Origin of the sequence: Bathymodiolus japonicus methanotrophic gill symbiont, from assembly GCF_019721995.1 — a bacterium.
In the GTDB taxonomy this organism is placed as follows: domain Bacteria; phylum Pseudomonadota; class Gammaproteobacteria; order Methylococcales; family Methylomonadaceae; genus Methyloprofundus.
In genome coordinates this window covers 51831-76168 of the sequence record NZ_BLYC01000017.1, presented here as the reverse complement: position 1 = coordinate 76168, position 24338 = coordinate 51831, and the positions used below count along the sequence as shown (strand labels likewise).

Sequence of the window (24338 nt, the reverse complement as noted above, 5' to 3'; positions counted from 1 at the left end):
TAGGGGTTTGCTATAAACATGGCAAAACCACCTAAAATAAACCTCGATACACCAGCATTGTGTATTTCAGCTACTCAATAATTGGGAAACTTCAGTTATAAAATATTTCCTGATTAAAGTTTATGCTGCTTACGTTTAAAGGCATCAATATCGATAATCAGTTCTGGATTAGCAAAGTCAGCATCAATAAACTGGTTGCCAGTCGAATAACTACGTAACTGGCGCGGCTTATCAATTAACCAGTCTTTGTAGATAGCAATTAAGCGATCTTTATCAATTTTTCCTACCGCTGCTGCAATACGTTGTTTAGTATCAAAATTGTAATTTTCGCGGTCGATTTCCAGCCAGTTGCGATAGCTTCTTTTTTGCAGGCTTTTATCCTTTTCCAGCAAGCGAGTGATTAAGCCCGCTTTGTAGCGTTCAAGATCTTGCTCTGAGATAGCCTGTAATTCCTGTAAATAGGATTTAATAAACTCTCGGTAATGCTGTTCTATTTCAGGTGCAGAAATAACCGGCGATTGCAGGATAAAAATGATCCCCGGCACATCTTTTATCGGCAGTGCTGCTGCGCCTAGATTGTAGCCCAGCTGCTGACGGGTACGTAGGTCGGCAAAGAATGCAGAGGAGATAATACGGCCTAATAGCTTTGCCTCTGCTCGGGACTGTGCGCTTTTATCCGAAGCCTGGAAATAAAGAGCCAGTGCAGCATCATGGTTATCGATGCTCAACTTACGCGCATGCAGAGTATTTTCCGGCAGCTGAATAATATCAGCGGCAGTTACGACTACAGCTTCGGGCGATAAGGAAAATTGCTGCTCCAGCATTGCGGCAATATCTTTGGCTTCTTCTGCAGTATTGTTTCCCAGTAGCAGCATAGTGATATGGAATTGCTTTAGGAATGTCTGTGCGAAAATTTCTAAATCCTGACGTTTTAAGCTGGACAAGGGAGTTAACTTTTGCTCGTTAGTCCAGCGTCGCTCAACCAGGGTACGCTTGAGTTCGGCTAGTATTTGCTGAAAAGGCTGCTGTTTTTTGGCATTGCTTAGCTTTTGCTCAAAGCGTGCCTTTAAGATATTAAAGCGCCATTCCGTAATCTCGGGTGCTTTAATGGCTGCAATAATCTGCTTTAGTAATACCGGCTGTTTTTGGTCATAACCGGAAAGTGCAATGCTTATGCCGCGCTCAGTTGCATAAATAGAGTAATTCAGCCCAGCCAGCCGAGCAGGGTAGGCATAGCTATTTAACTGCTTGTTAATAATTCCAGTGAATAAGGAGGTTAATAAACTATCTCGCGGGGTATTATTGGCAATAGGTGATTTTAGTGCGATATACAGGTTGCTGCGTGGCACCTTAAAGCTGGTATCTAATTGATGCCATAGATCTAAATTAGGGCGTTGCTGAATTAATTCGGGATGAGCATGTCCTGCCTGGGATAGGCTGGATTGAGAAGTTTTTAGCTGCAACGCATCGGGAATAAACGGATTTGCAGCAGGTAATGAAAGCGCGGGATTGATGGGCGACTCAGACCAGGTTTGAAGCCACTCGGGGTCAATTGCGGCTATGCGGTAGTCCACCTGGTAATATTTTTCAGTTTGATCGGTGGTTATATTTTGCGTATGCAGGGCAACTAGCACGCGTTCGGGCCTTAGCTGATTTAATAGCTGTTTGGTGAGTTCGGGTTTATATTGTTCCATTACATACGGGCCCCGCAAGACATCCTGTGGCGCGTAATAGTGCATGTTTCTGGCTAGGCCAGTAACGGTGCTGCTGGCATCATGCTGCTCTTGATAACGAAATTGCAGGCTCGCCATTCGACTCTGTTCCTGGTATATCCATTGCTGAATCTCAATGTCTTGTAGTAGCCTGATGTATTGAAAAACAATATTAATAATTTCATTAGTATGCTTTAAGCCCGCACGGGTTAAATTAATGCCAAGGTGCAAGCTGGATTCCTGAGCATTATTACTAAAACCCACCGAAGCGCTGAGCTCATCTGCCCAGCCTTTTGCTTTTAAAAGTGCGAGAATACTACCTTCACCTTCATGTCCCAATAATGATTGAAAATAAGCGCTGGGCTTAGCAAGGTAATAGGCTTGCGTTGCAGGTAAAGTAAAAATAAGATTGAGTTCACGCTTTTCCTGTAGTGACTTAATGTCAATTCTCTGAGCCATTTGTGCTGTAGTCAACAAAGGTTCGTTAAAGACTTTTTTCTCCGCCTGTTGGTTGGGAATGGCAGAAAATTTAGCTTCGACCCATTGCTTTAAAACTGGCAGAGGTTCATTGGCGAGCACGACTAAGGTCATTAAGTTAGCTGAATAGTGGGTCTGATAAAAAGTCAGTAAATCATCACGTACAGCATCATTTTCCCGGTCAGCAAGTGTTTCCAGGTTGCCGACACTGAATTTAGCATACGGACTTTTGGGATTGAATGCCTGCTGGATAGCTGCATAAAAACGCCGATTCTCAGTTTTTATTTTGCCCAGGTATTCAGAATTCACTGCGTTTTTTTCTCTGTCTACGAACTCGGCATTAAACAGCGGCGCGGTAAAGAACTGACTGAAACGGTCTAGTGCAGGTTCCAGTGAGGCATTTTCTATATCAAAAAAATAATTGGTATGCTCTTTTGCCGTATACGCATTTCGTGAGCCGCCATGTTGCGCAATAAAGGTCTGATATTCATCCGCATCAGGGTATTTTTCAGTACCTAAAAACAGCATATGTTCCAGAAAATGTGCCAGTCCGGCTCGGTCATCTGGGTCGCTAGCGCTACCCACAAAAACATCCAGGGATGCGGCTGCCTTTTTCGTTTCAGGATCATAGATAATCAGCACTTTCAAACCATTATCCAGTATAAAATCCTGATATTGACGACCGTCGTTCTGACTTTGTATGATATATGTTTTTTGCATAACTGCAGTGGTTAAGGTACATGCATGGCAAAGTAATGTAGGTACAAGAATGAAAAGTTTTAGGTAATGCTTCATGGATGATTATGTACTTCTTGTTATTAAATAATTGCTAGAAGTGCCGATCACTAATTGCTAACGGCTTAATTGAATCTTGCCAAATCCGCCATTAGTCGTGCGTAAATTGGTTACCTGGCCTTGATATAAACGAGCGCTAACGGCAAGAATAGTTTTACGATAGACAAACAGGCGAAAATCAGTTTTAAACTTTTCACCGCCAGGAGTATGCGTGATTGTTGGTTTGATGCGTTGTTGTACTAAGGTTGTATCAGGGGGCAGGCTACTTAGCTTGTTCTTGGTTATTTTTTCGCCCAGATAAACGCCGCGACTGGCATAGCCGGTCATGGGTTTAAATACCTTATGTTTGCGTCCCGACCACAAGGTGTCTTCAGGGTGAGAGACTAATAGCTCCGTGTGCGGAATAGCCTGTTGTAAGCGCGTTGCGCTAGCAGGGGCTAATAAGCCGTTAAAAAAATCAGCGCGCGACCAGTCCATCATGCGTTGCTTGTCGGCTAAAAGACCATAAACACGAGGGTTGGGTGTTAAGCATACACTTTGTTGTTGCCATGCCTGGGCAATAGTTTGCATTTCCGGGGTGTTTAAATAAAAGTCACAATGGCGGTTGTAGATTAAATCAATCACTTCATTTTTATAATACGGGAGGCTATCTCTGATTTCAAGCTGGGCAGGATCAACAATAACGGTTTTAATGCCCGCCTGTTGAAATAACTCTGCAAATATCTGCATTTCAGGGTAGAGAAATTGCTGCTCTGGCTGTTCATCGATAATGGCAATAAATTGCGGCCTGGCACCAGCACTCCCGCAAAATAAGCGATACTCTTGTACAAATGAGCTTAGCAATTTATGCGCAAGTTTTTCTGGGAAGTGGCTTGCTTGAGGTTGATGGCTAAGTGTTGCAAACCATAAGCCCCCGGCATTAGTATTTACTTCTATCAGTTTGACCTGCTGCTTATCATCTATATGAAAATCATAGCCCATTAACACCGAGAAATGTCCAGGCTCGATCTGGGCATTATCAGGGAGTTCGGGTAATGATTCCGGGTAAGCCGGGTTTTCACTGAGCTTTTGCAGGGAATATACAACCTCTATCATTTGTTTTAAGCAGTGGTATGACAGACTAGCTGTATGCGGGCTAACGCAATTTTGTAGATTTTCCATATATAGCGTATTCTTTCATCCTAAAAACATCTGTTGAGCATTGATTTCTTCACAAAGCCGTGAAGCGGTATTATTTCACCAGATGGTTGAACTATTATCAAACCAAAAATATAAATATTATTAAGCTTAGGGAGATAGAAACACACATCATCCGAAAAATGCTGGTCTTTTTATCCGCTGAAGTTTCTTAGAAATTCATCAAGGAACCATTCGCAATAAAACGGCTACCACCGAATTTACAGGGGAGCTGCTGTATTTGGGGCAAACCCTTTCAAAATCCGGATCCAAAGCCGCTTCGGCAATGATGCGGCGGATATCTGAAAAGGCGAAACTGGCTCGCCCCTTCACTTTGTGCCGACGTTCCGGATCGGTTTTTAAACGATCCGCGTAAATCCACGTCAGCGTTGTTGCCATCATACAGAAGTTCAAATGGTTGGTCACTGCCTGCGCATTTCGACACTGACTTTTCTGACTCCCTATGTCTTGCTTGAGCTCTTTGAGCTCGGATTCGATTTTCCATCGCGCACCATAATACTCAATAATCTGTGTGACGGATAAACTTAGATCGGTCGTAAACAAAGCAATCCACTGTGTGCGACGAAACACCCAGACAACCTGAACGGGTCGTTTCAATGTTTTCAGCATGACAACGCGACTATAAGCCCTGACTTCACGCTGTTTTCCATAGAGATTCACGGTATACGATCGGGCCTTTTGTTGTACTGTTTTTGCCATGTCTGTGGCTGACCCCAGACGCTGCCCGTACTTTTTATTCCGCCCCCTCGCTGAAAATCATGGAAACGGAGCTTAGCCTATCTTCGTGACATATACAGTCAATTTCCCATTATTTCAATGAGTTAAATTTTTCAATCGGCCCCAGTTGGCACTACAGGTTTCATATCAACGATCGTTTTAACTTTTCCAATCGGGTCGGGGTTAATATTCAACGCAGTGTATATTTGTTTTTGTCTGGTTTCTGCTTTGCTTGTGGTTCGCAGGTGAATGATTGTATCGTTATCCGTGGGTAAAGTAATGGTCATGCGTTGCTGGGTCGACATCCTGTTGCGAATGCTTTCCCAGCTTAGATGGATGTCCTGCAATCTAAGTTGATAACGCAGTACATGTACCAGGTGGTAAGCTAATAATGTGATGAATAGGTGTCCGGTAACCCGCTCTTCTTTTTTGTGATAGACAGGGCGCAAGCCTAGCTCGGTTTTCAGGCTTCTAAAGGTCGCTTCAATCTCAGTCAGCATGGTATAGGTTAGCCATAACTGTTCTTCCGACCAGTCAGGGATATTCGTTCTTAGGCAGTAAACACCACAGTGCTTATCTTTTTGGTCACTTTCAGGTTTACGTTGCCATTCTATACCGATGGCTTTGTTTTTTTTGTCATCCGCGATAACGTTAATGGTGTAATCTGCAGCAACACGGCTATGTTTTTCACGTAGTCGTCCGATACGTTCCAGTATTTTGTCGTATTTTTTAAGGGTGCCTTTTTTGCTCAGACCTGTGTGCAGTTTTTCTAGGGCCTCTTCCAGACGAGCATGGAAGCGATTACGGATACCTTGTTCTTTTTTTGCTTTTTGTTCTGAATGACAATAGAGTCGGGTTTCCTCGGTTTCTTGATCAACTTCACGATAAACAACAACATTGCTGTCCCGGGTATCCCTGACCGCTACCGGAGTTTTCTGATCTCTTGGGTTTTTTACATGTTGTTCTCGACTGACAACGAGATAATGATAATCTTGTTCGATTAACCAGGCAATATTGTCAGCGCTGGCAATGCCGGCATCCATGATAACCACCGGCTTTATTTGATGAAAGGGATCCTTGTCTCGCAGTTCGTCAAGCATCAGTTTCAAGGTCGCGGGCTCACTGGCGTTGCCGGGAAAAACCTGACTACTCAATGGAAAGCCGTCACCATCCAGAACCAGCCCCAGAGTAACCAACGGGCAATCAGTGCGTTTCTCTTTAGAGCGACCGAATTTCGCTTTCGGGTTTCGGGCGCACTGGCCTTCAAAATAAGTATTGGTCAGATCGTACAATACAATCTTGCGGTTTAAATTGAACAACGTCTGCTCTCGGTCAGCCAGAAAATATTCAAGAGTTGCCTGATGTTTGAGTAGCTTGTCACTGACTGTATATAATCGCGTCAGGCTGGTGTTACCGTAGTCATGACCCAGTAATTCGCCCAGGCCTGTTTGATTTTGCAACCAGTCATGTGTTTGCAGTTCACTGCCGGGTGAAACCATACGTCCTATGATAGTGCCCAGGGCCGTCGCCGTATCTACTTTATTAAAGCCCAGCGCCATGAGTTTTTCGTCTAGCTGTAACTGCTGTGCGGCATGCAGTGCCAGGGTTTCAACACCAATACTACGGGCATTAATGGCTTCGACATGATTAATATCGACATGATGAAAATCTCGCGTTGTTGTTTTTGAATCTAGCGGTTGTGACAGTTTTGCAGTCATCAGTGAGCTATAGCGCTGGGCTGTTGCTTCCAGAAGTTGATTTAAATCATCGGCTAAATTGAATAGCTCTTCCTGATGTGGTTCCAAACCTTGCTGTAATTGTTCGATTCTGGCCGTCAGCAAGGGCCAGTACTTTTTATCAATCGTAAAGTCCGCACCTATATTGAGCAATGTACGTTGCTTGACTTGTTTTCCTATACGCACAGATTCTACAATGCGGTAAGTGAAATGAACTGAGCCGTCTTCAAGGCTTTTTGTTTTGGTTCTTCGAATATAGATACCACTAGCATCGGTGAAAAATCAGGGAAAATCAAGGGTCAGAGCAAGTTAAGATGGCACTACAGAGACCCTCAAAAAAAACACCATTGATTCTAAAGGGATTTTTACGATGAATTTTTAATGCGAATTATAAATCAATGACTTGAAGAGATAAAAGTGACAAAGATAGGTTAATTCTGCAAATTTATTTGCTGCAGAAGAATCTATTTCCAGCATGTTTCCGGTCTGGCCTTTTTTTGCGATTCTTTTTGTGATCTTGATTTTCAGAAAGCAACTCAATTGCGTTCCTCCTCTTGTACTAGAAGAAGAACCAGCCATGTCAATTGTAGACCGACTAAAAAAAAATATGGCGACAGCTCTCAAGCTAAGTAATATTTGTTTATATCGATTAACTCAAGCTCTACTCTGGTTCAGTGAATGCATGAGAATCAAAGAAATAGCACGCCTAATGGGAGTCTGTGAAAAAACCATTATAAATTGGCTGAAAACATTCATGCATAAAGGTGTCGGTTGGTTAATAGGGCAACACTATCAAGGACGTGGTCGGAAGTCAAAGTTAACTAAAGACCAGAAAAATAAATTGGTTGAGTTGATAAAGAAAGGCCCAGAAGACAATGGATTTCATTGTGGAATATGGAATACTGCGATGATTGCCGAGCTTATTTGGTTAAAATTTGAAGTTCGTTATAACTTGAACTATTTATCAAGCCTAATGAAAAAACTGGGCTTCAGTTATCAAAAAGCTCGTTTTGTGACTGATCGCCAAGAAGAAGAAAAGTCGGGGAGTCGCTATTTTTGCGAAAGCTTGTTTTGGGCATCCCAGCCCAAGCAAGCAGCAAAAACTTAACGCGACCACTTATGCCTCCGGCGGCCCCGATTCGTCCTCGTCACCTCGTCCCGACCCAACAAGGGGTCGGAACATAGGCTCCAAATGACTTGACGCCGTGTCGGATGGCCTTTTATTTTGTCTCCACCTTCGCTAACGCTCAGACTCCGACAAAACAACGGCCCTACGGCTATCGCGGACTAAAAATCTTCACTTCGCTTAGGCTACGTTTCCCTGATTTTCAGCGTACGAGCTTGAAAGAAAAACGTGGCTGGAAGAAACATTGCCTGCCATTATGGAAAAGGCGGTAGAAGAAAAGAGTGTCGTTTTATTCGGTGATGAGGTGTCATTTGCTATGTGGGGTTCATTGGCACGAACCTGGGCTCCAATAGGAGAGCAACCCACAGTGAAAACATCAGGGATTCGAAAAGGGTTGAAAATGTTTGGTACGATCGAACTCGAAGGAGGGAGTTTTCAATACCGAGAATCATTGGCTTATGAGATAAAACCAAAGTCACTTAGACTTTTAAAAGAAGCTGGGCTGCCTCAAGAATTTTTAGCTATTCTTAAAAGCTTAAAAAATGAGAAATATCCAACACAGAAGCTTTTTATGGAAGCGATATATTCTATTGCCGACAACGTCTTAATCGAGAGTTATAAGCCAATGATATTACAACACGCTGAAACATCTGGGCGTTTTAATGGTGAAAGCTATGTTGAGTTTTTAACACAATTGCTGGCTTATTATAAAGGCAAGATTATTCTAATTGAAGATGGTGCCCCGTATCATGGAAGCGGTGTTATTAAGGAATTTAAGTTAGCTAATGTAGATCGTTTGACAGTAGAACGTCTCCCTGCGTTCTCGCCGGATTTTAATCCGATTGAGAAATTATGGAAAAATACGAAACGCGATTCGACTCATATGAAGTATTTTAAAACTTTTGAAGATCTTCATGATTCAGTTGTGCAAACTTTTAACACTTATATGTATGATGCCAGTAAAGTGATTTGTGTTATGCAAAAATTGCGGGAAGATTTCGTTGTTACCGCCTAAGTTTAAGCGCTCCAAATTTGGAAATTATTTATCTGAGAAACTATAACACGGTCTTAATAATTTTTCTAAGATATCGGCTATGCTTTATTCAGCCAATACTGATTCCTCATTACGGTTAATCTGTACATTAGTTGGGTAGGCAAAGGATAGATTATTTTTTTTTAGAATCTCGGCAATTTTAAACATGACATCCTGCTTAACCTCTAACCAACTCGGCCAGTTGACTGTTTTAGAAAAGCAGTAAATGAGAATATCTATCGAAAATTCATTATAACGATCTAAAAAAACTAATTGTGTCGATTTAATACCATGTACATCTTCCAGGGTTAAAAATTTATTTTTGGCTTTTATCGAAGTATGTTTTTCCTTTGGGCTAGCTATGCCGGAATGATCTTCCAGCATACTTTTGATATCCAGCAAGGCCTGGCGTATATCATCCATATTACTTTCGTAAGTGACACCGATATGCATTTTAATACGTCGCCCTACGGAACGACGATTCCAGTTAAGTACACTTGCGGTTGATACCAGTGAGTTTGGCATCGTAATCAGGGCGTTATCAAATGTGCGAACAGTAGTACTACGCAAGCCTATTTCAACCACAGTTCCTTCTACCGATCCAACTTTAATCCAGTCACCCATTTTGAAAATCCGGTCGATCATGATATTCAGGCCACCAAAGAAATTGGATAGACTATCTTTAGCCGCCATCGCAAATGCCAGCCCACCTATTCCCAAAGTTGACAGAATTGCGGTAATATTAATCCCGAAATGACTCAGTAAAAAGGTCAAAACAATAAGGAAAACCAGCCCTTTCAAACCCTTCACCAGTAATAAAACCAGCTCTTTACTATAGGCTTTATTGCGCCTTTCAGCCTGCTCTGCATGTACGGCAACAACGCTATTAATAATATTAAACAGCAAGAAAATATACAGCCCGGCATAGATAATATAAATAAAATAATCGATAGTGATTTTAATTTCAGTTTTATAAAGCAAGGCATTCAATGCCAAGTCTATCCCGAAAAACAGCATTAAATATAAAATAGGCTTGTGCATACTGATAAACACAAGCTCAACATTTTCTATTTTCCCATCATCTAGGATAAACCGCTCAACCAGTCGATTACTTGCTCTGGAAACCAATGGAAATGCAATAACATTCAACAGCATAATGCACAGAGAAACAATAATGCCGCCCATATCTATGCGTAGTGGCGCAATCTTAAAGTTAATATCTTTAAACAGTGCGTGGCTATTAATGTACGAAATAAAACTGACCAGAGACATTTTCTGAAAAAAGCTGGTCGTCGCTATCGCTTCTGGATTAGCTAAAATATATTCAAGCAAATCCTGATAAACAGCATAAATTCTTAGCAAATCCTTATGGTTCTTAGCCAAATCCTGATAGATTTCACCGTCCCCATCAATCGGCTCAGGTGTTGCTTTCACTTTTTTCTTGAGCAATTGCAGTCTTTGTTTAGTTTCTGCAATTATTTCCTCTTTAGTCTTATAATTACGGCTGGCTTCAACTAGATAAACGACGTATGCACCTATGTCCCGCTTAGTCATGATATAGTCAGCATCATACTTGTCACGCTGTACTGCAACCGTATTTCCACGCGAGCGATTGATACGAATCTTTGAGCGCAATAATTTTAGCTTTTCCTCATCTATATCCTGTACATCATAATCAATAAATGAGCCACGGATAATTTGCAGTAAGTTGCGCAATAAAGTCTGTTTTTCCTGCAATAAAATCTGCAGTTTTGCGTCATTATCATTTTCCGAGATCTGCTGATTTACATCAGACACACTTTTAAGCATACCCGTAATCGCAATATACTTCCCATCGCTATCCGCTTTTATCTGGAAAGATGTTACGAATAAAAACATCAATAAAATAATTTTAATAAACTTGTTAACCATGGGGCATTACATTCCTAAATCTATTATTAGCGGGTACATATATCTTTTATGCAGGACGTGGCTTTAGCACGCCTTTAAATACATTTGGCATTAGCCGGCTGCAGCCACGCTCTACATCTATACTGCTACTAATCTTGCATTTCATCTCTTGCACTTTCTAATAGCTCCCTTAAATAGCGGAACAATAACCGCGAAGATTTAGGCGGCTTTGCGCTGGCTAACTCTTTACTCGCATTACGAATCAACTGACGTATATATTGCGCATCGGCCGCCGGGTTTTGCTGCAAAAATTCGGTTAACTTCTGTTTATCACCCGATAAAAGAGCTTCGCGCCAGCGTTCCAGTTGGTGCAACTCCCTGGTTGCATGTGCACTCTTGGCTTTAATTTTGTCTAATTGCTCCTGTATAGGTTCAACATCTATCTTACGCATCATGCCAGTAATAAATTTTAGCTGACGCTTCCTTGCGCCTTTTACAGGCATTTTTATCGCGTCTAAAAGAGCTAGCAGAATATTTTCAGGCAAGCCCAATCGTTCAATCTGCGCGGGCGCCAACTGGGTTATTTCTTCACATAAATCACTTAATTCAGCAATATCACGCTTAATTTTTGATTTATTTGGCCGAATAGCCCAGGTCTCTTCTTCCTCTTCTGGATCAAAAAATTCGTTCATATCAAACCATCATAATTAAAAATATAACAAACAAAACCACGCCACCTATAGGCACTAATGCGCCCAGCCAGTCTTTCGGTGCTTCTTTACTGCGCTGTAGCGTAGCCTTTATACCTGGTCCCATCCAGAAGATCAGGCCAAGCGCCATAACGCCTAATAATATACTTTCCCACATTGCCATTTGCATATTGTCCTCACTTTTTTTAATTGTAAATTAGCATTAATTACCAGGATACTGAATTTACAATTCTCCATAGAGAACATGAAAGAATTGAAGGCTTCTCTTGCTATTCTTTATTTTCATGCACTTCATGATATGTTAATAAATCTATACAAAAATTAGCGTATCGATAGCTATACATGCCTCGCAAGCTAAAAACTAATCAAATATATCCATTTGCTGATAATAGTTTGTCTGTTTTTCCAATGTCGACAAGGTAATCCCTAATAAACGAACCTTACTCTGACCTATGTCGTCTTTGCGTAATAATTGTCTGAATACCGGAGTCGTTACCAGCTGACTTTTAATCGGCTTATTAAAAGTCAAACTACGGGTAATCTGCTGAAAATCGTGATATTTTACCTTGATCGTCAGCGTGCGTGCATAGAGTTTTTTTGCGTATACCTTGGCTAAAGCCTTGCTGAATAATTCAGTTAGTTGCTGGTAGATTTCATTACTCTGTAGCAGATCTGCAGAATAAGTTGTTTCCGTGCCGATGGACTTGCTTTCCCGATCAACGCGTATCGGCCTTGCATCTATTCCTTGGGCAATATTAAAGAAGAATGCAGCCGATTTGCCAAAGTGTTGCTGTAGTGTCGGTAAAGAAAACTGCTTAAGATCGGCGCCATTTTTGATACCCAAATCATGCATTTTTCGTTCAGTCGCCTTACCCACACCATGAAACTTACCTATGGGTAGTTGTGCAACAAATTCTACCCCTTGCTCTGGGGTTATCAAATATAGCCCATCCGGCTTATCCATATCGGAGGCTATTTTTGCAAAAAATTTATTATAAGAAACGCCTGCCGATGCAACTAACCCCGTGTCGGATAAGATTTGCTGCTTAATTGCCAGTGCAATTCGTGTTGCTGATCCCTGGTAGAGCTCACTTTGACTCACATCCAGATATGCCTCATCCAGTGATACCGGCTCAACCAGCTTGGTGTATTGGTAAAATATCTGCCGGATTAATGCAGAAACTTCTTTGTATAATACAATCCGGGGCTTTACAAAGATAGCCTGAGGACACAGGCTAAACGCGCGGGATGATGGCATTGCCGAATGAATGCCGTATTTTCTCGCTTCATAACTACAAGTGGCAACCACCCCTCGACTATCAGGAGCTCCACCAACGATAATAGGTTTATTGCGGTATTTTGGATTATTGCGCTGTTCTACCGCCGCAAAAAATGCATCCATATCTATGTGAATGATTTTACGCAGCTGTGCAGGCATGGAGGTTATCTAGAGTGTTAAGGTATAAATTCTTTTGCAACCATGAAGGGCATGAAGGTAATGAAGTGTGGAGCTTTTAAAACATTGTCTCAATAAAACGCATAAAGTATTGCCATCATTCCTTCAAGTCGTTCACGGAAAAATAACTTAACAGCCGCTTAATTTTTAGTGACTAAATCCTTATTGCTAATAGCTTCCTCGGTTAAATTCCAGTCAGAAAAGGGAAAAGGCACAGTGTCAGTATTAAAAGTCATAAACAGCATTATATGGTAAAGATAGGCGGCTAATTTCTGACCAAAGCCGAGGATATGCTGATTAGTATCACCGGTAATTAATGCCGAGGCAATCTGCAATAATACCACCACCCAGATCAGGGTACGTACGACACCTGCTATCACTGCAAAAATAAGAATAAATCCGATACGCTTCCAGGTGCTGACCTGTTTAAAATTGTCTTGTAACTGCTCTTCCATTGTCCTCATCCTCTGTTCATTACATCACGCAAATCCAGCGCCGCTGCACTTGCACGTGATACATAACTTGCCATTGCCAATGAATAGTTGGCAAATATACCATAACCATCACCATTTAAAATAACCGGACTGGTAATCGGTGCCAACGCATTTTCCATTTCATGAATCATAATTTCTACGGTATCCATAGCACGCTTATCTTCCAGAATCAATCTAAAATCAAACTTAACAGCTTTCAGGATATGCAGTAGCGCCCAGCAAGAGCCGCGTGCCTGCCAGAACTCATCATCCAGTTGCATCCAGGTGGTCTGTGAAATCGCGGCTGATTTTTCTTGCTGAATATCATACGCTTCATAGCGGTCAGTACTCGCCGCCAGCCTAGTTGAAATACCACCAAGACGTTTGATAATAATCTCTACATATTGCCATAAGTTATCAGCACGTGAGTAGAAGTGCCCCGGATTTTTATGATTTGGGTCTGCCAGACGCTTCATATAATTATGTAGCGCATGGATCCCTTTTTCATATTCCGCCTCGGTAGACGGCAAGGCCCATGAGTTGCGTTCATAATAAAAATACGGCTCGGCTCTAGCTAAGTCCGGGTCTTCTGCAGATTGTGATTGTGCCCGAGCCAGATGATTTCTTAAAGCAGAAGCGCCATCGCGCAACATTATCAGCGCACCATACTCCCAGCTGGGAATATTATCCAGCATGATACCAGGCACACCTACATCATTGGTAAGATAACCGCCTGGCTTGTAGAGCAATATTTCGGCAATATGCACTAAGGTATTTGCGTACACATAGCCATCAGGAATTTCAGAAAAACCTTGTGCCTTTTGGCGTTCCTTTGCCTCGGCCACGACATTGAAAGGCTTAGGTTCAATGCTCCAGTAACCAGCCAGCACGACAATAACAATAACCGCAATTGCTCCAAGAACACCTATAAACCATGAAAAACCCTTCGATTCTGCCTCATGCGAAAAATCGCTGGCTGCCATTATATAATCCTATTTTATTTGATAATAATGTCTGTATATTCAGCAAAAAATATTATCTTGTGTTTACAAAGACACAGGCGCGCCATGCTACCTCACGAAATTCCGGGACTCCTGTCGCCATAATTCGTTCACCTACGCAGCGGATGGGAGATGCCCTGAACGCCCTGCGTCCGCAACGACTACGCACAAAAGCCGCTTCGTCATTACTACCTCACTGGCTGGACGGCTATTCGGAATGCAATTCTTGCTCCTCTCGCGTGCTGCTAGCACACGTCGAATCAGCGAATTGCCCTGTCGCCTATCAGGGACTAAAAATCACCACTTCGCTAAGCTCCGTTTCCATGATTTTCAGCGAATGGTAACTATAGTAACATTTTTTCAGTTTAATAGGCATAGATAAATCCCCGATGGAAATGAGCTAATTTTATTACTTAGTCTTTTTTGCGCGCGGATGCGCCTGATCATACACTTCAGCTAGGTGCTGAAAATCCAGATGAGTATAAATTTGCGTGGTGCTGATATTTTCATGCCCGAGTAGCTCTTGCACGGCTCTTAAATCCTGACTGCTCTCCAGTAAATGTGTTGCAAAAGAATGGCGTAACATATGCGGATGCACCGACTCGGGAATACCTTTCTTGATACACCACTGCTTTAAGCGTAACTGTATACTGCGATTACCTAGCCGTTTGCCTCTTGCACTGGTAAATAGCGCAGCTTCATCTGCTACTGTCGGGCGCACTTTAAGCCATGTCTGTATTGCCTGCAGCGCTTTGCTACCAACTGGAAGCAGACGCGACTTCCCTCCTTTACCACTCAACACAGTGAGTTGCTTATCATGCTTGCCTATATCGTTCAGGTCTAATGCACTCAGCTCACTTAAGCGCAGCCCGGATGAGTAAAATAACTCAAACATCGCCACATCGCGCAATTCCAGTACCGAGTTCGCGCCGGCATCCAGTAAGGCATTTACCTGATCTACATCCAGAGTTTTAGGGAGTTTTCTAGCTTGTTTAGGTGCTTTGACATGCTGCGCCGGATTGTTATATACCTGGCCTGTTTTCATTAAGAATAGATAAAAGCTGCGTATTGCAGAAAGTTCGCGCTGCAGACTTTTACTACCTAAACCCACACGATGGCGCTCCGCTATATGCTTTAGTATGTCTGCCGAACTCAGCGCACCCCAGGCAGTAAGTTGATGCTGCTGACAAAAAAAACTTAACTGCTTTAAGTCTCGTTGATAATTACTCAGCGTATGCTCAGAAGCACGCCGTTCAACTTTTAACTGTTGTAAAAAATCTATGACCTGCTGTCTGGCCTGCTCTTGCACTTTAACTATTCTTTAACAAAGCAGCGAAGCGCGTGCCTATAATTTCACTCATCCGGGTTAAAAATAAACGCCCCATACTATAGTGAAAGCGTTCTTCCTCGCGACTACCAATCGCAATCAGTCCTTCAATTTCGGTGTATGCCATCGGGATAATTACACATGATATTACTTCCAGCGCATTTTCACCAAATAAAAACCTGGCTTGCGCCAATGTGGGACGTCCGCAATTGGCCTTATTACTGTTTAACTCGGTAATAAAATGTGTCAGCTCTTCGCTTTCGGGGTCAATAAATAAATCTGCTAGCGCCGTTTTATTCCGCTCCGCACTGATAATTTTAACCGCAAAAAAATCGGTTAAAAAGCACTCTGCTAAAACGACACCCAGGTTTTCAATAGCGATTTCCAGTGTATCCGCCTCTAGTACAGCCAGAGTCAGTTCGTGCATTTTATTCGCTGAATTATCATTTTCTCTGGCAATTTCAATCAAGCCATTTAGCTGGATCTCCATTTCATGATGGCGCGTGCGAAATAACTCTAATTGCCTGGAAATCAGCGATACTGCATCGCCACTAGGATGAGGGATACTAATATGCTCTAACAAATCCACATGTTCATGAAAAAATTCTGGGTGCTGCTTTAAATATGACTCCACTGCCGTCGAATTCAATTCATTCATAATTCTATACTTCCTTCAAATACACTGACTGCTGGCCCAGTCATAAAAACAGGGTGACCGCGCCCATGCCAATGAATTTTGAGCGACCCGCCCGGCAATTCAACCAGCACATCATTCGCCAGTATTTGCTGCTCGATACCTATAACTACTGCGGCACAGGCACCGCTACCACAGGCTAGTGTCTCGCCTGCACCTCTTTCATAGACCCGCAGTTTGATGTTATTTTTATCAATAACCTGCATAAAGCCTATATTTGCTTTTTGCGGGAAAAACGCATGACTTTCCAGTGCTGCACCTAGTTCCTCAACAGCGGCCTGTTGCACATCAGCCACCTGTATAACAGCATGTGGATTACCCATAGAGACAGCACCAAAGGACTTTCCCTCATTACCAATATGTAGCGTATAAAGCGTTTCTTCCTGCTCTGTGCTCAGTGGAATAAGTGCTGGCTCATGCTGGGGAATGCCCATATTGACACTAATCAAATCATCTTCAGCAAAGCTCAATAACAACTGCCCTGCATGGGTATCCACTAGAATATTATCTTTACTGGATAATTCTTTATCTCTGACAAAGCGGGCAAAACAACGCGCACCATTACCGCACTGGGCAACTTCACTGCCATCGGCATTAAAAATCCGATAGCGAAAATCCGCATCAGAGTGTGGCGCAAGCTCAACTAATAATAACTGATCACAACCCACACCAAAGTGCCGGCCAGCAATAAACTGAATTTGTTCAGCGGTTAAGGATATGTCCTGCCGAATCGCATCAATCACCACAAAGTCATTGCCCAGACCATGCATTTTTGTAAATTCAATTAACATCAACAACCCCATAAATCTTAATCGCTGTAGGGCGCGGCTTTAGCCCGCCACTAAAAAACCACTAAAGGCGGGCTAAAGCCGCGCCCTACCCTAAGGCTATTTAATTTATTAGTCATAGCAGAATGAAGCCCGCTACATTAAATGCTCGCCAGCCCAGAGCTGTGTAATACTTTCACGTTCTCTAATCAGGTACATATCCCCACCATCTACCATCACTTCGGCCAGACGTGGGCGCGAATTATAATTGGAGCTCATGGTAAAGCCATAAGCCCCGGAAGAGCGAATCGCCAGTAAATCACCTTGCTTTAAAGCCAGACACCGGTCTTTTCCAAGAAAATCACCGGTCTCACACACTGGCCCCACAATATCCCATTGCATTTCTGCTTCTGCATTTCTCTTGTGTACAGGAATAATCGCCTGCCACGAACCATATAAAGATGGACGTACCAGGTCATTCATTGCAGCATCAACTATCGCAAAGCTCTTATATTCGGTAGGTTTTAAATACTCGACTTTTGTGACCAGGATACCGGCATTTCCTGCAATCGCACGGCCAGGCTCCAGCAATATCTCTAATTCATTCGATCCAAGTTTTTGTAACAGCGCCGCGACATATTCTGCTGGCTCAGGCGGGTTTTCATCGTTATAGCAAATGCCTAAACCACCACCTAAATCCAGGTGGTGTAATACTATGCCCTCGGTCTTCAAGACATTGACTAGGTTCAACACGCGCTCCAGCGCATCCAGAAAGGGACGTGTTTCTGTTAATTGTGAGCCTATATGACAGTCTATGCCGACAATTTCGATAGACTGCATGGCTGCTGCACCGCGATATTCATCCAGGGCTCCCTGTATAGCTATGCCAAACTTGTTTTCTTTCAGGCCAGTAGAAATATAAGGGTGTGTTTTTGCATCCACATCTGGATTGACCCGAAAAGAAACCGGCGCAATCATACCGAGTTCACCAGCTATCTGGTTGATCCTATCCAGCTCGCCCTTAACTTCAATATTAAAACAGCGTATGCCAGTTTTTAACGCTGCCCTGATCTCATCTTCACGCTTGCCCACACCCGAGAAGACTACCTTTTTCGGATCACCTTTTGCTGCCAGCACTCGCTCCAGTTCACCCAGAGAAACAATATCAAAGCCTGAGCCTAATTTTGCCAGGGTATTCAAAATGGCAATATTGGAGTTAGCTTTAACCGCATAGCAAATCAGGTGAGCCTGCTGACCAAAAGCCGAATCAAAGGCGTGCCAATGTCGCTCTAATGTCGCTCTGGAATAAATATAACAGGGTGATCCGTACGTTGAAACAATTGACTCTACAGGCACATCTTCAGCAAAAAGTTGTTGTCCACGATAATTAAAATGATCCATTAATCAGTCTCTTCTTCTAGCTTACTGTCTTCTATCATCTGCTCTTCTGCCGGCTGGTTTTCTATCGGCATAAATAAAGGCCCTTGCTGGCCACAGGCGTTTAACACAACGCTAAATAGTATAAAAATTAATAATCGTTTGTTTATCATAGATCAAGCATAAATTAAGGAAGGTAACCAGGTTGCCAGCTCAGGAAAGTACGCCAGAACCCCTAGCAGCAGTAATTGTATGACAATAAACGGCATGACACCTCTATAAATTTGTCCGGTGGTCACTTCGCCAGGTGCAACGCCACGCAAATAAAACAGTGCAAAACCAAATGGCGGAGTTAGAAATGAAGTTTGCAAATTTAACGCAATCATAATGCCTAACCAGACAGGATCAACCCCCATAGCCAATAACACCGGCCCTACAATGGGCACGATAACAAAGGTGATCTCAATAAAATCTAGCACAAAGCCGAGTAAAAACATCACCAGCATCACTAAAAAAAGCGCGCCAAATTTTCCACCTGGCAGATCAGACAATAGTTCGACTATAAGTTCATCACCTTCAAAACCTCTAAATACCAGTGAAAACAACGCAGCACCAATCAGGATCATAAACACCATGCTGGTAATCTGGGTCGTGTTACGCATCACTTGCTGCAATATATCTTTACTTAATTGCTTATTAATAATTGCCAGTAATAGCGCACCAACTGCCCCGACCGAAGCCGCCTCTGTCGACGTTGCCAGTCCGCCAATAATTGACCCTAGCACGACTAAAATCAACATTAAAGGCGGCAATGAGCTTTTAAAAATACGTATATAAAGACCTGAGTGAGATCTCCCTGTATACTCCGGCTTTGGTAGCTTGGCTGGATTAAGCCATGCGGTTACCGTGATATAAATCAGATACAACACCACCAGCAACAAACCAGGTATTAATGCGCCGGCAAATAAATCTCCAACCGATATGGTTTCCGGTGCAAAAACGCCCATATCTAGTTGCGCCTGCTGATAAGCCGCAGAGATGACATCCCCAAGCAATACTAGCACTATCGAAGGTGGAATAATCTGTCCTAAGGTGCCGGATGCGCAGATAATCCCACAGGAAATAGCTGGATCATAACCGCGCTTGAGCATCGTTGGCAAGGACAATAAGCCCATGGTCACCACCGTAGCGCCTACGACTCCGGTGCTGGCCGCCATCAGCATGCCCACTATGGTTACCGCCAGCCCTAAGCCACCATGTAATGAACCAAATAACTCAGACATAGCTTCGAGTAAAGACTCGGCAATCCTCGCTCGTTCCAGCATCACCCCCATAAAAACAAACATGGGCACGGCTATCAAAGTCTCATTATTCATGATGCCAAACATGCGATTCGGTAGTGCGGATAAAAAGTCAGCATCAAAAGTATACAACTGTAATCCCAGCAGGGCAAACATCAATGCTGTACCACTAAGCACAAAGGCCACTGGATAGCCTGATAACAACACGATAAAAACCGCCAGAAACATCCACAGCGCCATATAACTATCCATGCTTTATTCCTGGCGAAAAAGGTAAACGAACTTACTCATAAATAAAGATAAGCCTTGTAAAATCAATAATCCGGATATCAGCAACAAACAGGTCTTAAGTAAATAGACAAAAGGCAGGCCACCTGAATTACGCGAGCCCTCTAATATATCCCAGGAATCCAGCACATAATCCCAACTGCTCCAGAGAATAAAGCCTGCTACAGGAAGTAATAAAAATACAGTACCCAATAAATCAATCCATGCTTTAATCTTTGGCGTACAGCGCTGGTAAATGATATCCACCCGCACATGCCCATCATGTTTTAGCGTATACGCTGCTCCCAGCATAAACACTAGCCCGTGCAAATAAATAACCGATTCCTGCATCATCACCCAGCTAAGATCAAACACATAACGTAATACCACGATGCAAAATGTGATTAACACCATCGCCAGGGTCAGCCAGGAAACAAAGCGCCCGACGCGCTCATTTAAAACGTCGATTACGCGCACACTACTTTGAAAAAAAGACAACAAAAAGGTCATAAATATTTTTGTAAACTGATAAATAATTGCTTGCTTCCTATTATACTTCATAACCTTGTAAAGCGGACTTCAGTGCGCAACTCTAAAAGCATGATAAGCGGGTTTTTCTGCTCTGTATTTCATAAGCACATTTTCTATCAGTGCAGTATAATCACACACGAGTAGCAAAATTTATCTCAGGAAATCAATACTAATTTCAGGAAACCAATAATGAAAAAATTTTATAACACCATCGAAAACCTGTTTAACGAAAGTATAAAAGGGGTTGCTAAAGCCCACAGTGATATTTTAAAGCTAAATCCTGATCCTTGTTTTATCACTCGTACTGCGCCTGTAGCGGCAAATAAAGTTGCTATTATTTCAGGTGGCGGTGCTGGGCATGAACCACTACATGCAGGTTTTGTGGGTAAAGGTATGCTAGATGCTGCATGCCCAGGACAAACATTTACTTCACCTACGCCAGACCAAATGATGATGGCTGCTGAAGAAGTCAACAACGGCGCTGGTGTTTTGTTTGTTGTTAAAAACTATGCTGGCGATGTGATGAACTTTGAAATCGGTGCAGAAATGGCTGAATGCGAATCCGCCTCTGTTATTGTTGCTGATGATGTTTCCCTACCTAAAGATCACACGATTGGCCGTCGCGGTGTTGCTGGAACATTAATTGTTGAAAAAATGATCGGTGCCGCTGCAGAGAATGGTGCGGATATGGCAACTTGTAAAGCTATCGGTGACCGTGTTGCAGGCACCACTGCGTCTATGGGTGTCGCTCTAACTAGCTGCACTATCCCTGCTCTGGGCGAGCCAACTTTTTCATTAGCAGAAGATGAAATGGAAATGGGTGTTGGTATACACGGTGAACGTGGTATAGAAACTATGAAAATGGGTACCGCAAAAGAAATTACTGCCATCATCTGCAAAAAAATTGAAGATGACTTAAAGCCACAAAAAGGTCAGAGAATTTTACTCCATGTTAATGGCTTAGGCGCGACGCCACCAATGGAACAATACCTAATCTTTGATGAAGCATGTCAATATTGGGAAGAGCGCGGCGTTATTGTTGAGCGCTCATTAGTCGGTGACTACACTACCGCACTAGATATGGCAGGTATCTCGATTACAGTGACTTTATTAGATGATGAACTCATTGAATTATGGGATGCACCGGTACATACTGCTAACTTGCGCTGGGGCTGTTAAGTAATAATCTAAACTGGAAACGGGGCTATTGGCCCCGCTTCCTTAATATTTCATCAGTGTTCCCATTGAAAGAAGAAGCACCTAAACAAAGCAGCCTATAACCTACCTGAAGGTAGCACCACTCGAATATTTCCATCTTTTTGATTTTAATCACTTATAACAGCAAATAGACACTCTGTAGGCACCGTAAAAAACAACAAATAATTTCAAATAAAGCTTGCATTTGCCGAAAAAATTTTTCTAAAAATTTCCGTTTTAATCACCTCATAAACGGATATCACCCATGCTTAAAGACCTACCACTCTCTGAACATATTCACCAACACTGCAATGAAAGTATGGAACGTGCCCTGTTAGCAGAGCGTCATCCTTTGTGGGCTCGTTCATGCCCAGAGTTGAAGGATATCGACTTTATTCGGCTTGGGTTATTACGCTGTATCAGTGTAGTCGATAGTGGTCGCCATTTCCTCCAAACCAATGAACAGATTTATGGCCAGCTGCTTCCCCACTCAACGTATTTTAAATCACTGAAGTCGCATAGACGAACAAGTATGCTTGAGGCATTTGAACAGCAGAGCTATCATCTTCACGCTGAAACACTGTTATCGCAAGGCATTGATTATCTTGAAGCATTCCCGGAACTTGACGAATACACCATAGAAGCAGCGGATGGACATTTTATTGATCATGCCTGCCATACTGAAAAAAACAGCAAGGGGAAAGTTTATGCGGCCGTGGGGATTTACGCGTTGAATCTCAGAAGTGGGTTGCTCAGATTTCTTTGTCTGGTGACAAACGGAACTCAGAGACATCAAGAAATACCTGTGTTACGAGATCATATTGAAAAGAAAAACCAGGCGCGCCATGCTACCTCACGAAATTCCGGGACTCCTGTCGCCATAATTCGTTCACCTACGCAGCGGACGGGAGATGCCCTGAACGCCCTGCGTCCGCAACGACTACGCACAAAAGCCGCTTCGTCATTACTACCTCACTGGCTGGACGGCTATTCGGAATGCAATTCTTGCTCCTCTCGCGTGCTGCTAGCACACGTCGAATCAGCGAATCGCCCTGTCGCCTATCAGGGACTAAAAATCACCACTTCGCTAAGCTCCGTTTCCATGATTTTCAGCGAAGGGAAATAACAGCTCTCAGAAACATCTCTATGTCTACGATAAAGCCGTCACCGACTTTGTCTGGTGGGATCGGCAGAAACGACATGCTAATTACATGATTTCAATGCTAAAAGAAAATTCAATTGCGACTCTGGTTGAGTCTATCCCTTTTGACTCCCGGCATGAGATCAATACAGGGGTTGAAGCATACAGTGCGTACGAAAACAAGGGCATCAAATTTAACGTGGTGGATTACCGTGATCCAGAAACCGGAAAACTTCACCGGTTTGTGACAACCTTGCCAATGACTATTAACCCTGGAGCCATTGCCATGCTATATTTCAAACGATGGACGATTGAAAAGACATTCAATAACACTAAAAGTAATTTCAAGGAAACTAAAGCCAGGCGCGCCATGCTACCTCACGAAATTCCGGGACTCCTGTCGCCATAATTCGTTCACCTACGCAGCGGATGGGAGATGCCCTGAACGCCCTGCGTCCGCAACGACTACGCACAAAAGCCGCTTCGTCATTACTACCTCACTGGCTGGACGGCTATTCGGAATGCAATTCTTGCTCCTCTCGCGTGCTGCTAGAACACGTCGAATCAGCGAATTGCCCTGTCGCCTATCAGGGACTAAAAATCACCACTTCGCTAAGCTCCGTTTCCATGATTTTCAGCGGAGGATGACTGGAGTCCTGAGCAGATTGCAGGGCGGTTAAAACAAGAGGGTATAATTAGTCTTCATCATGAAACAATCTACCAGCATATTCTGGCGGACAAAAAGGCAGGGGGTGAACTATACAAGCATCTTCGGCATCAGAACAAAACCTATCGCAAGCGGTATGGGTCAGCCCATAATAGGACAGGAATCCCTAATAGAGTCGATATAGATGAGCGTCCTGAAGAGGTCAACAACCGTGAGCGTATAGGTGATTGGGAGGCAGATACAATCATTGGGAAAAATCACAAAGGGGCGATTGTAACGTTGGATGAGCGAGTCTCTAAATTACGGTTGGCCTTCCCTTTAGCGGGGAAAAAGGCTCAATATGTATTAGACGCAACTATTTTAATGCTTGATCCTATAAAAAGCTTTGTTAAAACAATTACTTTTGATAACGGGAAAGAGTTTACCCTGCATGAAAAAATAGCAGAAGCACTAGGTTGTGATACGTATTTTTCGACTCCATACAGCTCTTGGGAAAGAGGGCAAAATGAGAATGCTAATGGCTTATTAAGACAGTATTTCCCTAAAGTAATGGAGTTGATTGATGTTACGATAAAAGAGGTTTTTATAGCCGTTGATAAGCTAAATAGTCGCCCTAAAAAGTGTCTCAATTACAAAACACCTTATGAGGTATTTGAAGAGCTGACTGGGATAGATATGAAAAATTTATTGGGTTATGTACTTATGACTTGAATTCAGGTAACTTAGTTTTTATTTTAAATAATTAT

25 protein-coding genes and 2 pseudogenes are annotated in these 24338 nt (G+C 42.9%); 10 read left to right on the top strand and 17 right to left on the bottom strand.

The features are described from left to right. Window positions 1–113: 113 nt before the first annotated feature. The 4 genes and pseudogenes from K6984_RS19155 to K6984_RS19140 form a co-directional block, all read right to left on the bottom strand. Window positions 114–2909 (bottom strand): insulinase family protein, encoded by a 2796-nt coding sequence (locus K6984_RS19155; protein ID WP_221896972.1) that lies wholly within the window; start codon window positions 2907–2909, stop codon window positions 114–116. A 132-nt stretch (window positions 2910–3041) separates the two neighbouring features. Next, window positions 3042–4145 (bottom strand): hypothetical protein, encoded by a 1104-nt coding sequence (locus K6984_RS19150; RefSeq protein ID WP_221896971.1) that lies wholly within the window; start codon window positions 4143–4145, stop codon window positions 3042–3044. 198 nt (window positions 4146–4343) lie between these two features. Further along, a pseudogene (locus K6984_RS19145) lies at window positions 4344–4925 on the bottom strand (transposase); the annotation flags it as partial. Window positions 4926–5011: 86 nt separating this feature from the next. Then, on the bottom strand, window positions 5012–6895 hold the full coding sequence (locus tag K6984_RS19140; RefSeq protein WP_420831691.1) for an IS1634 family transposase: 1884 nt from the start codon (window positions 6893–6895) through the stop codon (window positions 5012–5014). 316 nt (window positions 6896–7211) lie between these two features. On the opposite strand from K6984_RS19140, the gene K6984_RS19135 reads away from it, so the two are divergent. The 4 genes from K6984_RS19135 to K6984_RS19125 are packed head-to-tail and all read left to right on the top strand — an operon-like array spanning window position 7212 to window position 8775. Next, complete coding sequence (locus K6984_RS19135; RefSeq protein WP_221896969.1) at window positions 7212–7742, top strand: helix-turn-helix domain-containing protein; 531 nt, start codon at window positions 7212–7214, stop codon at window positions 7740–7742. Further along, on the top strand, window positions 7691–7819 hold the full coding sequence (locus K6984_RS34200) for a hypothetical protein (RefSeq protein ID WP_263458596.1): 129 nt from the start codon (window positions 7691–7693) through the stop codon (window positions 7817–7819). Before K6984_RS19135 ends, K6984_RS34200 begins: the two co-directional genes overlap by 52 nt. Window positions 7820–7846: 27 nt before the next feature. Next, on the top strand, window positions 7847–8032 hold the full coding sequence (locus K6984_RS19130; protein ID WP_221896968.1) for a hypothetical protein: 186 nt from the start codon (window positions 7847–7849) through the stop codon (window positions 8030–8032). After that, the gene (locus K6984_RS19125) at window positions 8005–8775 is read left to right on the top strand and encodes a transposase (protein WP_221896967.1); all 771 of its coding nucleotides are present in this window, start codon (window positions 8005–8007) and stop codon (window positions 8773–8775) included. Before K6984_RS19130 ends, K6984_RS19125 begins: the two co-directional genes overlap by 28 nt. An 84-nt stretch (window positions 8776–8859) precedes the next feature. Here K6984_RS19125 and K6984_RS19120 read toward each other — a convergent pair whose 3' ends face one another. The 7 genes from K6984_RS19120 to K6984_RS34195 all read right to left on the bottom strand — a co-directional run bounded on the left by K6984_RS19120 (window position 8860) and on the right by K6984_RS34195 (window position 14492). Next, on the bottom strand, window positions 8860–10704 hold the full coding sequence (locus K6984_RS19120) for a mechanosensitive ion channel family protein (protein ID WP_221896966.1): 1845 nt from the start codon (window positions 10702–10704) through the stop codon (window positions 8860–8862). A gap of 128 nt (window positions 10705–10832) precedes the next feature. Next, a complete protein-coding gene (gene yjgA, locus K6984_RS19115) occupies window positions 10833–11375 on the bottom strand; it encodes a ribosome biogenesis factor YjgA (RefSeq protein ID WP_221896965.1) in 543 nt (180 codons plus the stop codon). A 1-nt stretch (window position 11376) separates the two neighbouring features. Continuing rightward, window positions 11377–11562 (bottom strand): hypothetical protein, encoded by a 186-nt coding sequence (locus K6984_RS19110; RefSeq protein WP_221896964.1) that lies wholly within the window; start codon window positions 11560–11562, stop codon window positions 11377–11379. Window positions 11563–11754: 192 nt separating this feature from the next. Further along, the gene (gene dinB, locus K6984_RS19105) at window positions 11755–12831 is read right to left on the bottom strand and encodes a DNA polymerase IV (RefSeq protein WP_221896963.1); all 1077 of its coding nucleotides are present in this window, start codon (window positions 12829–12831) and stop codon (window positions 11755–11757) included. A 158-nt stretch (window positions 12832–12989) separates the two neighbouring features. Beyond that, window positions 12990–13304, bottom strand: coding sequence for a DUF4389 domain-containing protein (locus K6984_RS19100; protein WP_221896962.1), 315 nt, complete (start codon window positions 13302–13304; stop codon window positions 12990–12992). A gap of 5 nt (window positions 13305–13309) precedes the next feature. After that, window positions 13310–14305 (bottom strand): DUF2333 family protein, encoded by a 996-nt coding sequence (locus tag K6984_RS19095; RefSeq protein ID WP_221896961.1) that lies wholly within the window; start codon window positions 14303–14305, stop codon window positions 13310–13312. Between the two features lie 52 nt (window positions 14306–14357). After that, window positions 14358–14492, bottom strand: a complete 135-nt coding sequence (locus K6984_RS34195) for a hypothetical protein (protein ID WP_263458806.1) — start codon at window positions 14490–14492, stop codon at window positions 14358–14360. Here K6984_RS34195 and K6984_RS19090 point away from each other — a divergent pair. Then, the gene (locus K6984_RS19090; RefSeq protein ID WP_221896960.1) at window positions 14449–14667 is read left to right on the top strand and encodes a hypothetical protein; all 219 of its coding nucleotides are present in this window, start codon (window positions 14449–14451) and stop codon (window positions 14665–14667) included. The genes K6984_RS34195 and K6984_RS19090 overlap by 44 nt on opposite strands. A gap of 65 nt (window positions 14668–14732) precedes the next feature. Here K6984_RS19090 and xerC read toward each other — a convergent pair whose 3' ends face one another. From xerC to K6984_RS19060, 6 genes are all read right to left on the bottom strand, one after another. Beyond that, window positions 14733–15632, bottom strand: coding sequence for a tyrosine recombinase XerC (xerC, locus tag K6984_RS19085; protein ID WP_221896959.1), 900 nt, complete (start codon window positions 15630–15632; stop codon window positions 14733–14735). 1 nt (window position 15633) lies between these two features. Further along, on the bottom strand, window positions 15634–16308 hold the full coding sequence (locus tag K6984_RS19080) for a DUF484 family protein (RefSeq protein ID WP_221896958.1): 675 nt from the start codon (window positions 16306–16308) through the stop codon (window positions 15634–15636). Then, window positions 16305–17135, bottom strand: coding sequence for a diaminopimelate epimerase (gene dapF, locus K6984_RS19075; protein ID WP_221896957.1), 831 nt, complete (start codon window positions 17133–17135; stop codon window positions 16305–16307). Before dapF ends, K6984_RS19080 begins: the two co-directional genes overlap by 4 nt. A 132-nt stretch (window positions 17136–17267) precedes the next feature. Next, complete coding sequence (lysA, locus tag K6984_RS19070; protein WP_221896956.1) at window positions 17268–18512, bottom strand: diaminopimelate decarboxylase; 1245 nt, start codon at window positions 18510–18512, stop codon at window positions 17268–17270. A gap of 152 nt (window positions 18513–18664) precedes the next feature. Then, on the bottom strand, window positions 18665–20041 hold the full coding sequence (locus K6984_RS19065) for a TRAP transporter large permease (protein ID WP_221896955.1): 1377 nt from the start codon (window positions 20039–20041) through the stop codon (window positions 18665–18667). Between the two features lie 3 nt (window positions 20042–20044). Continuing rightward, on the bottom strand, window positions 20045–20566 hold the full coding sequence (locus K6984_RS19060; protein WP_221896954.1) for a TRAP transporter small permease subunit: 522 nt from the start codon (window positions 20564–20566) through the stop codon (window positions 20045–20047). Between the two features lie 210 nt (window positions 20567–20776). On the opposite strand from K6984_RS19060, the gene dhaK reads away from it, so the two are divergent. From dhaK to K6984_RS19035, 5 genes and pseudogenes are all read left to right on the top strand, one after another. After that, complete coding sequence (dhaK, locus tag K6984_RS19055) at window positions 20777–21766, top strand: dihydroxyacetone kinase subunit DhaK (RefSeq protein WP_221896953.1); 990 nt, start codon at window positions 20777–20779, stop codon at window positions 21764–21766. 283 nt (window positions 21767–22049) lie between these two features. After that, on the top strand, window positions 22050–22910 hold the full coding sequence (locus K6984_RS19050; RefSeq protein WP_221896952.1) for a hypothetical protein: 861 nt from the start codon (window positions 22050–22052) through the stop codon (window positions 22908–22910). An 85-nt stretch (window positions 22911–22995) separates the two neighbouring features. Beyond that, window positions 22996–23334: a hypothetical protein gene (locus K6984_RS19045; protein WP_221896951.1), complete on the top strand. Its 339-nt coding sequence runs from the start codon at window positions 22996–22998 to the stop codon at window positions 23332–23334. A gap of 20 nt (window positions 23335–23354) precedes the next feature. Beyond that, complete coding sequence (locus tag K6984_RS19040; RefSeq protein WP_221896950.1) at window positions 23355–23573, top strand: hypothetical protein; 219 nt, start codon at window positions 23355–23357, stop codon at window positions 23571–23573. Further along, window positions 23569–24303 (top strand): annotated as a pseudogene (locus K6984_RS19035) (IS30 family transposase); the annotation flags it as partial. The gene K6984_RS19040 and the pseudogene K6984_RS19035, both read left to right, overlap by 5 nt. Window positions 24304–24338: the final 35 nt, after the last annotated feature.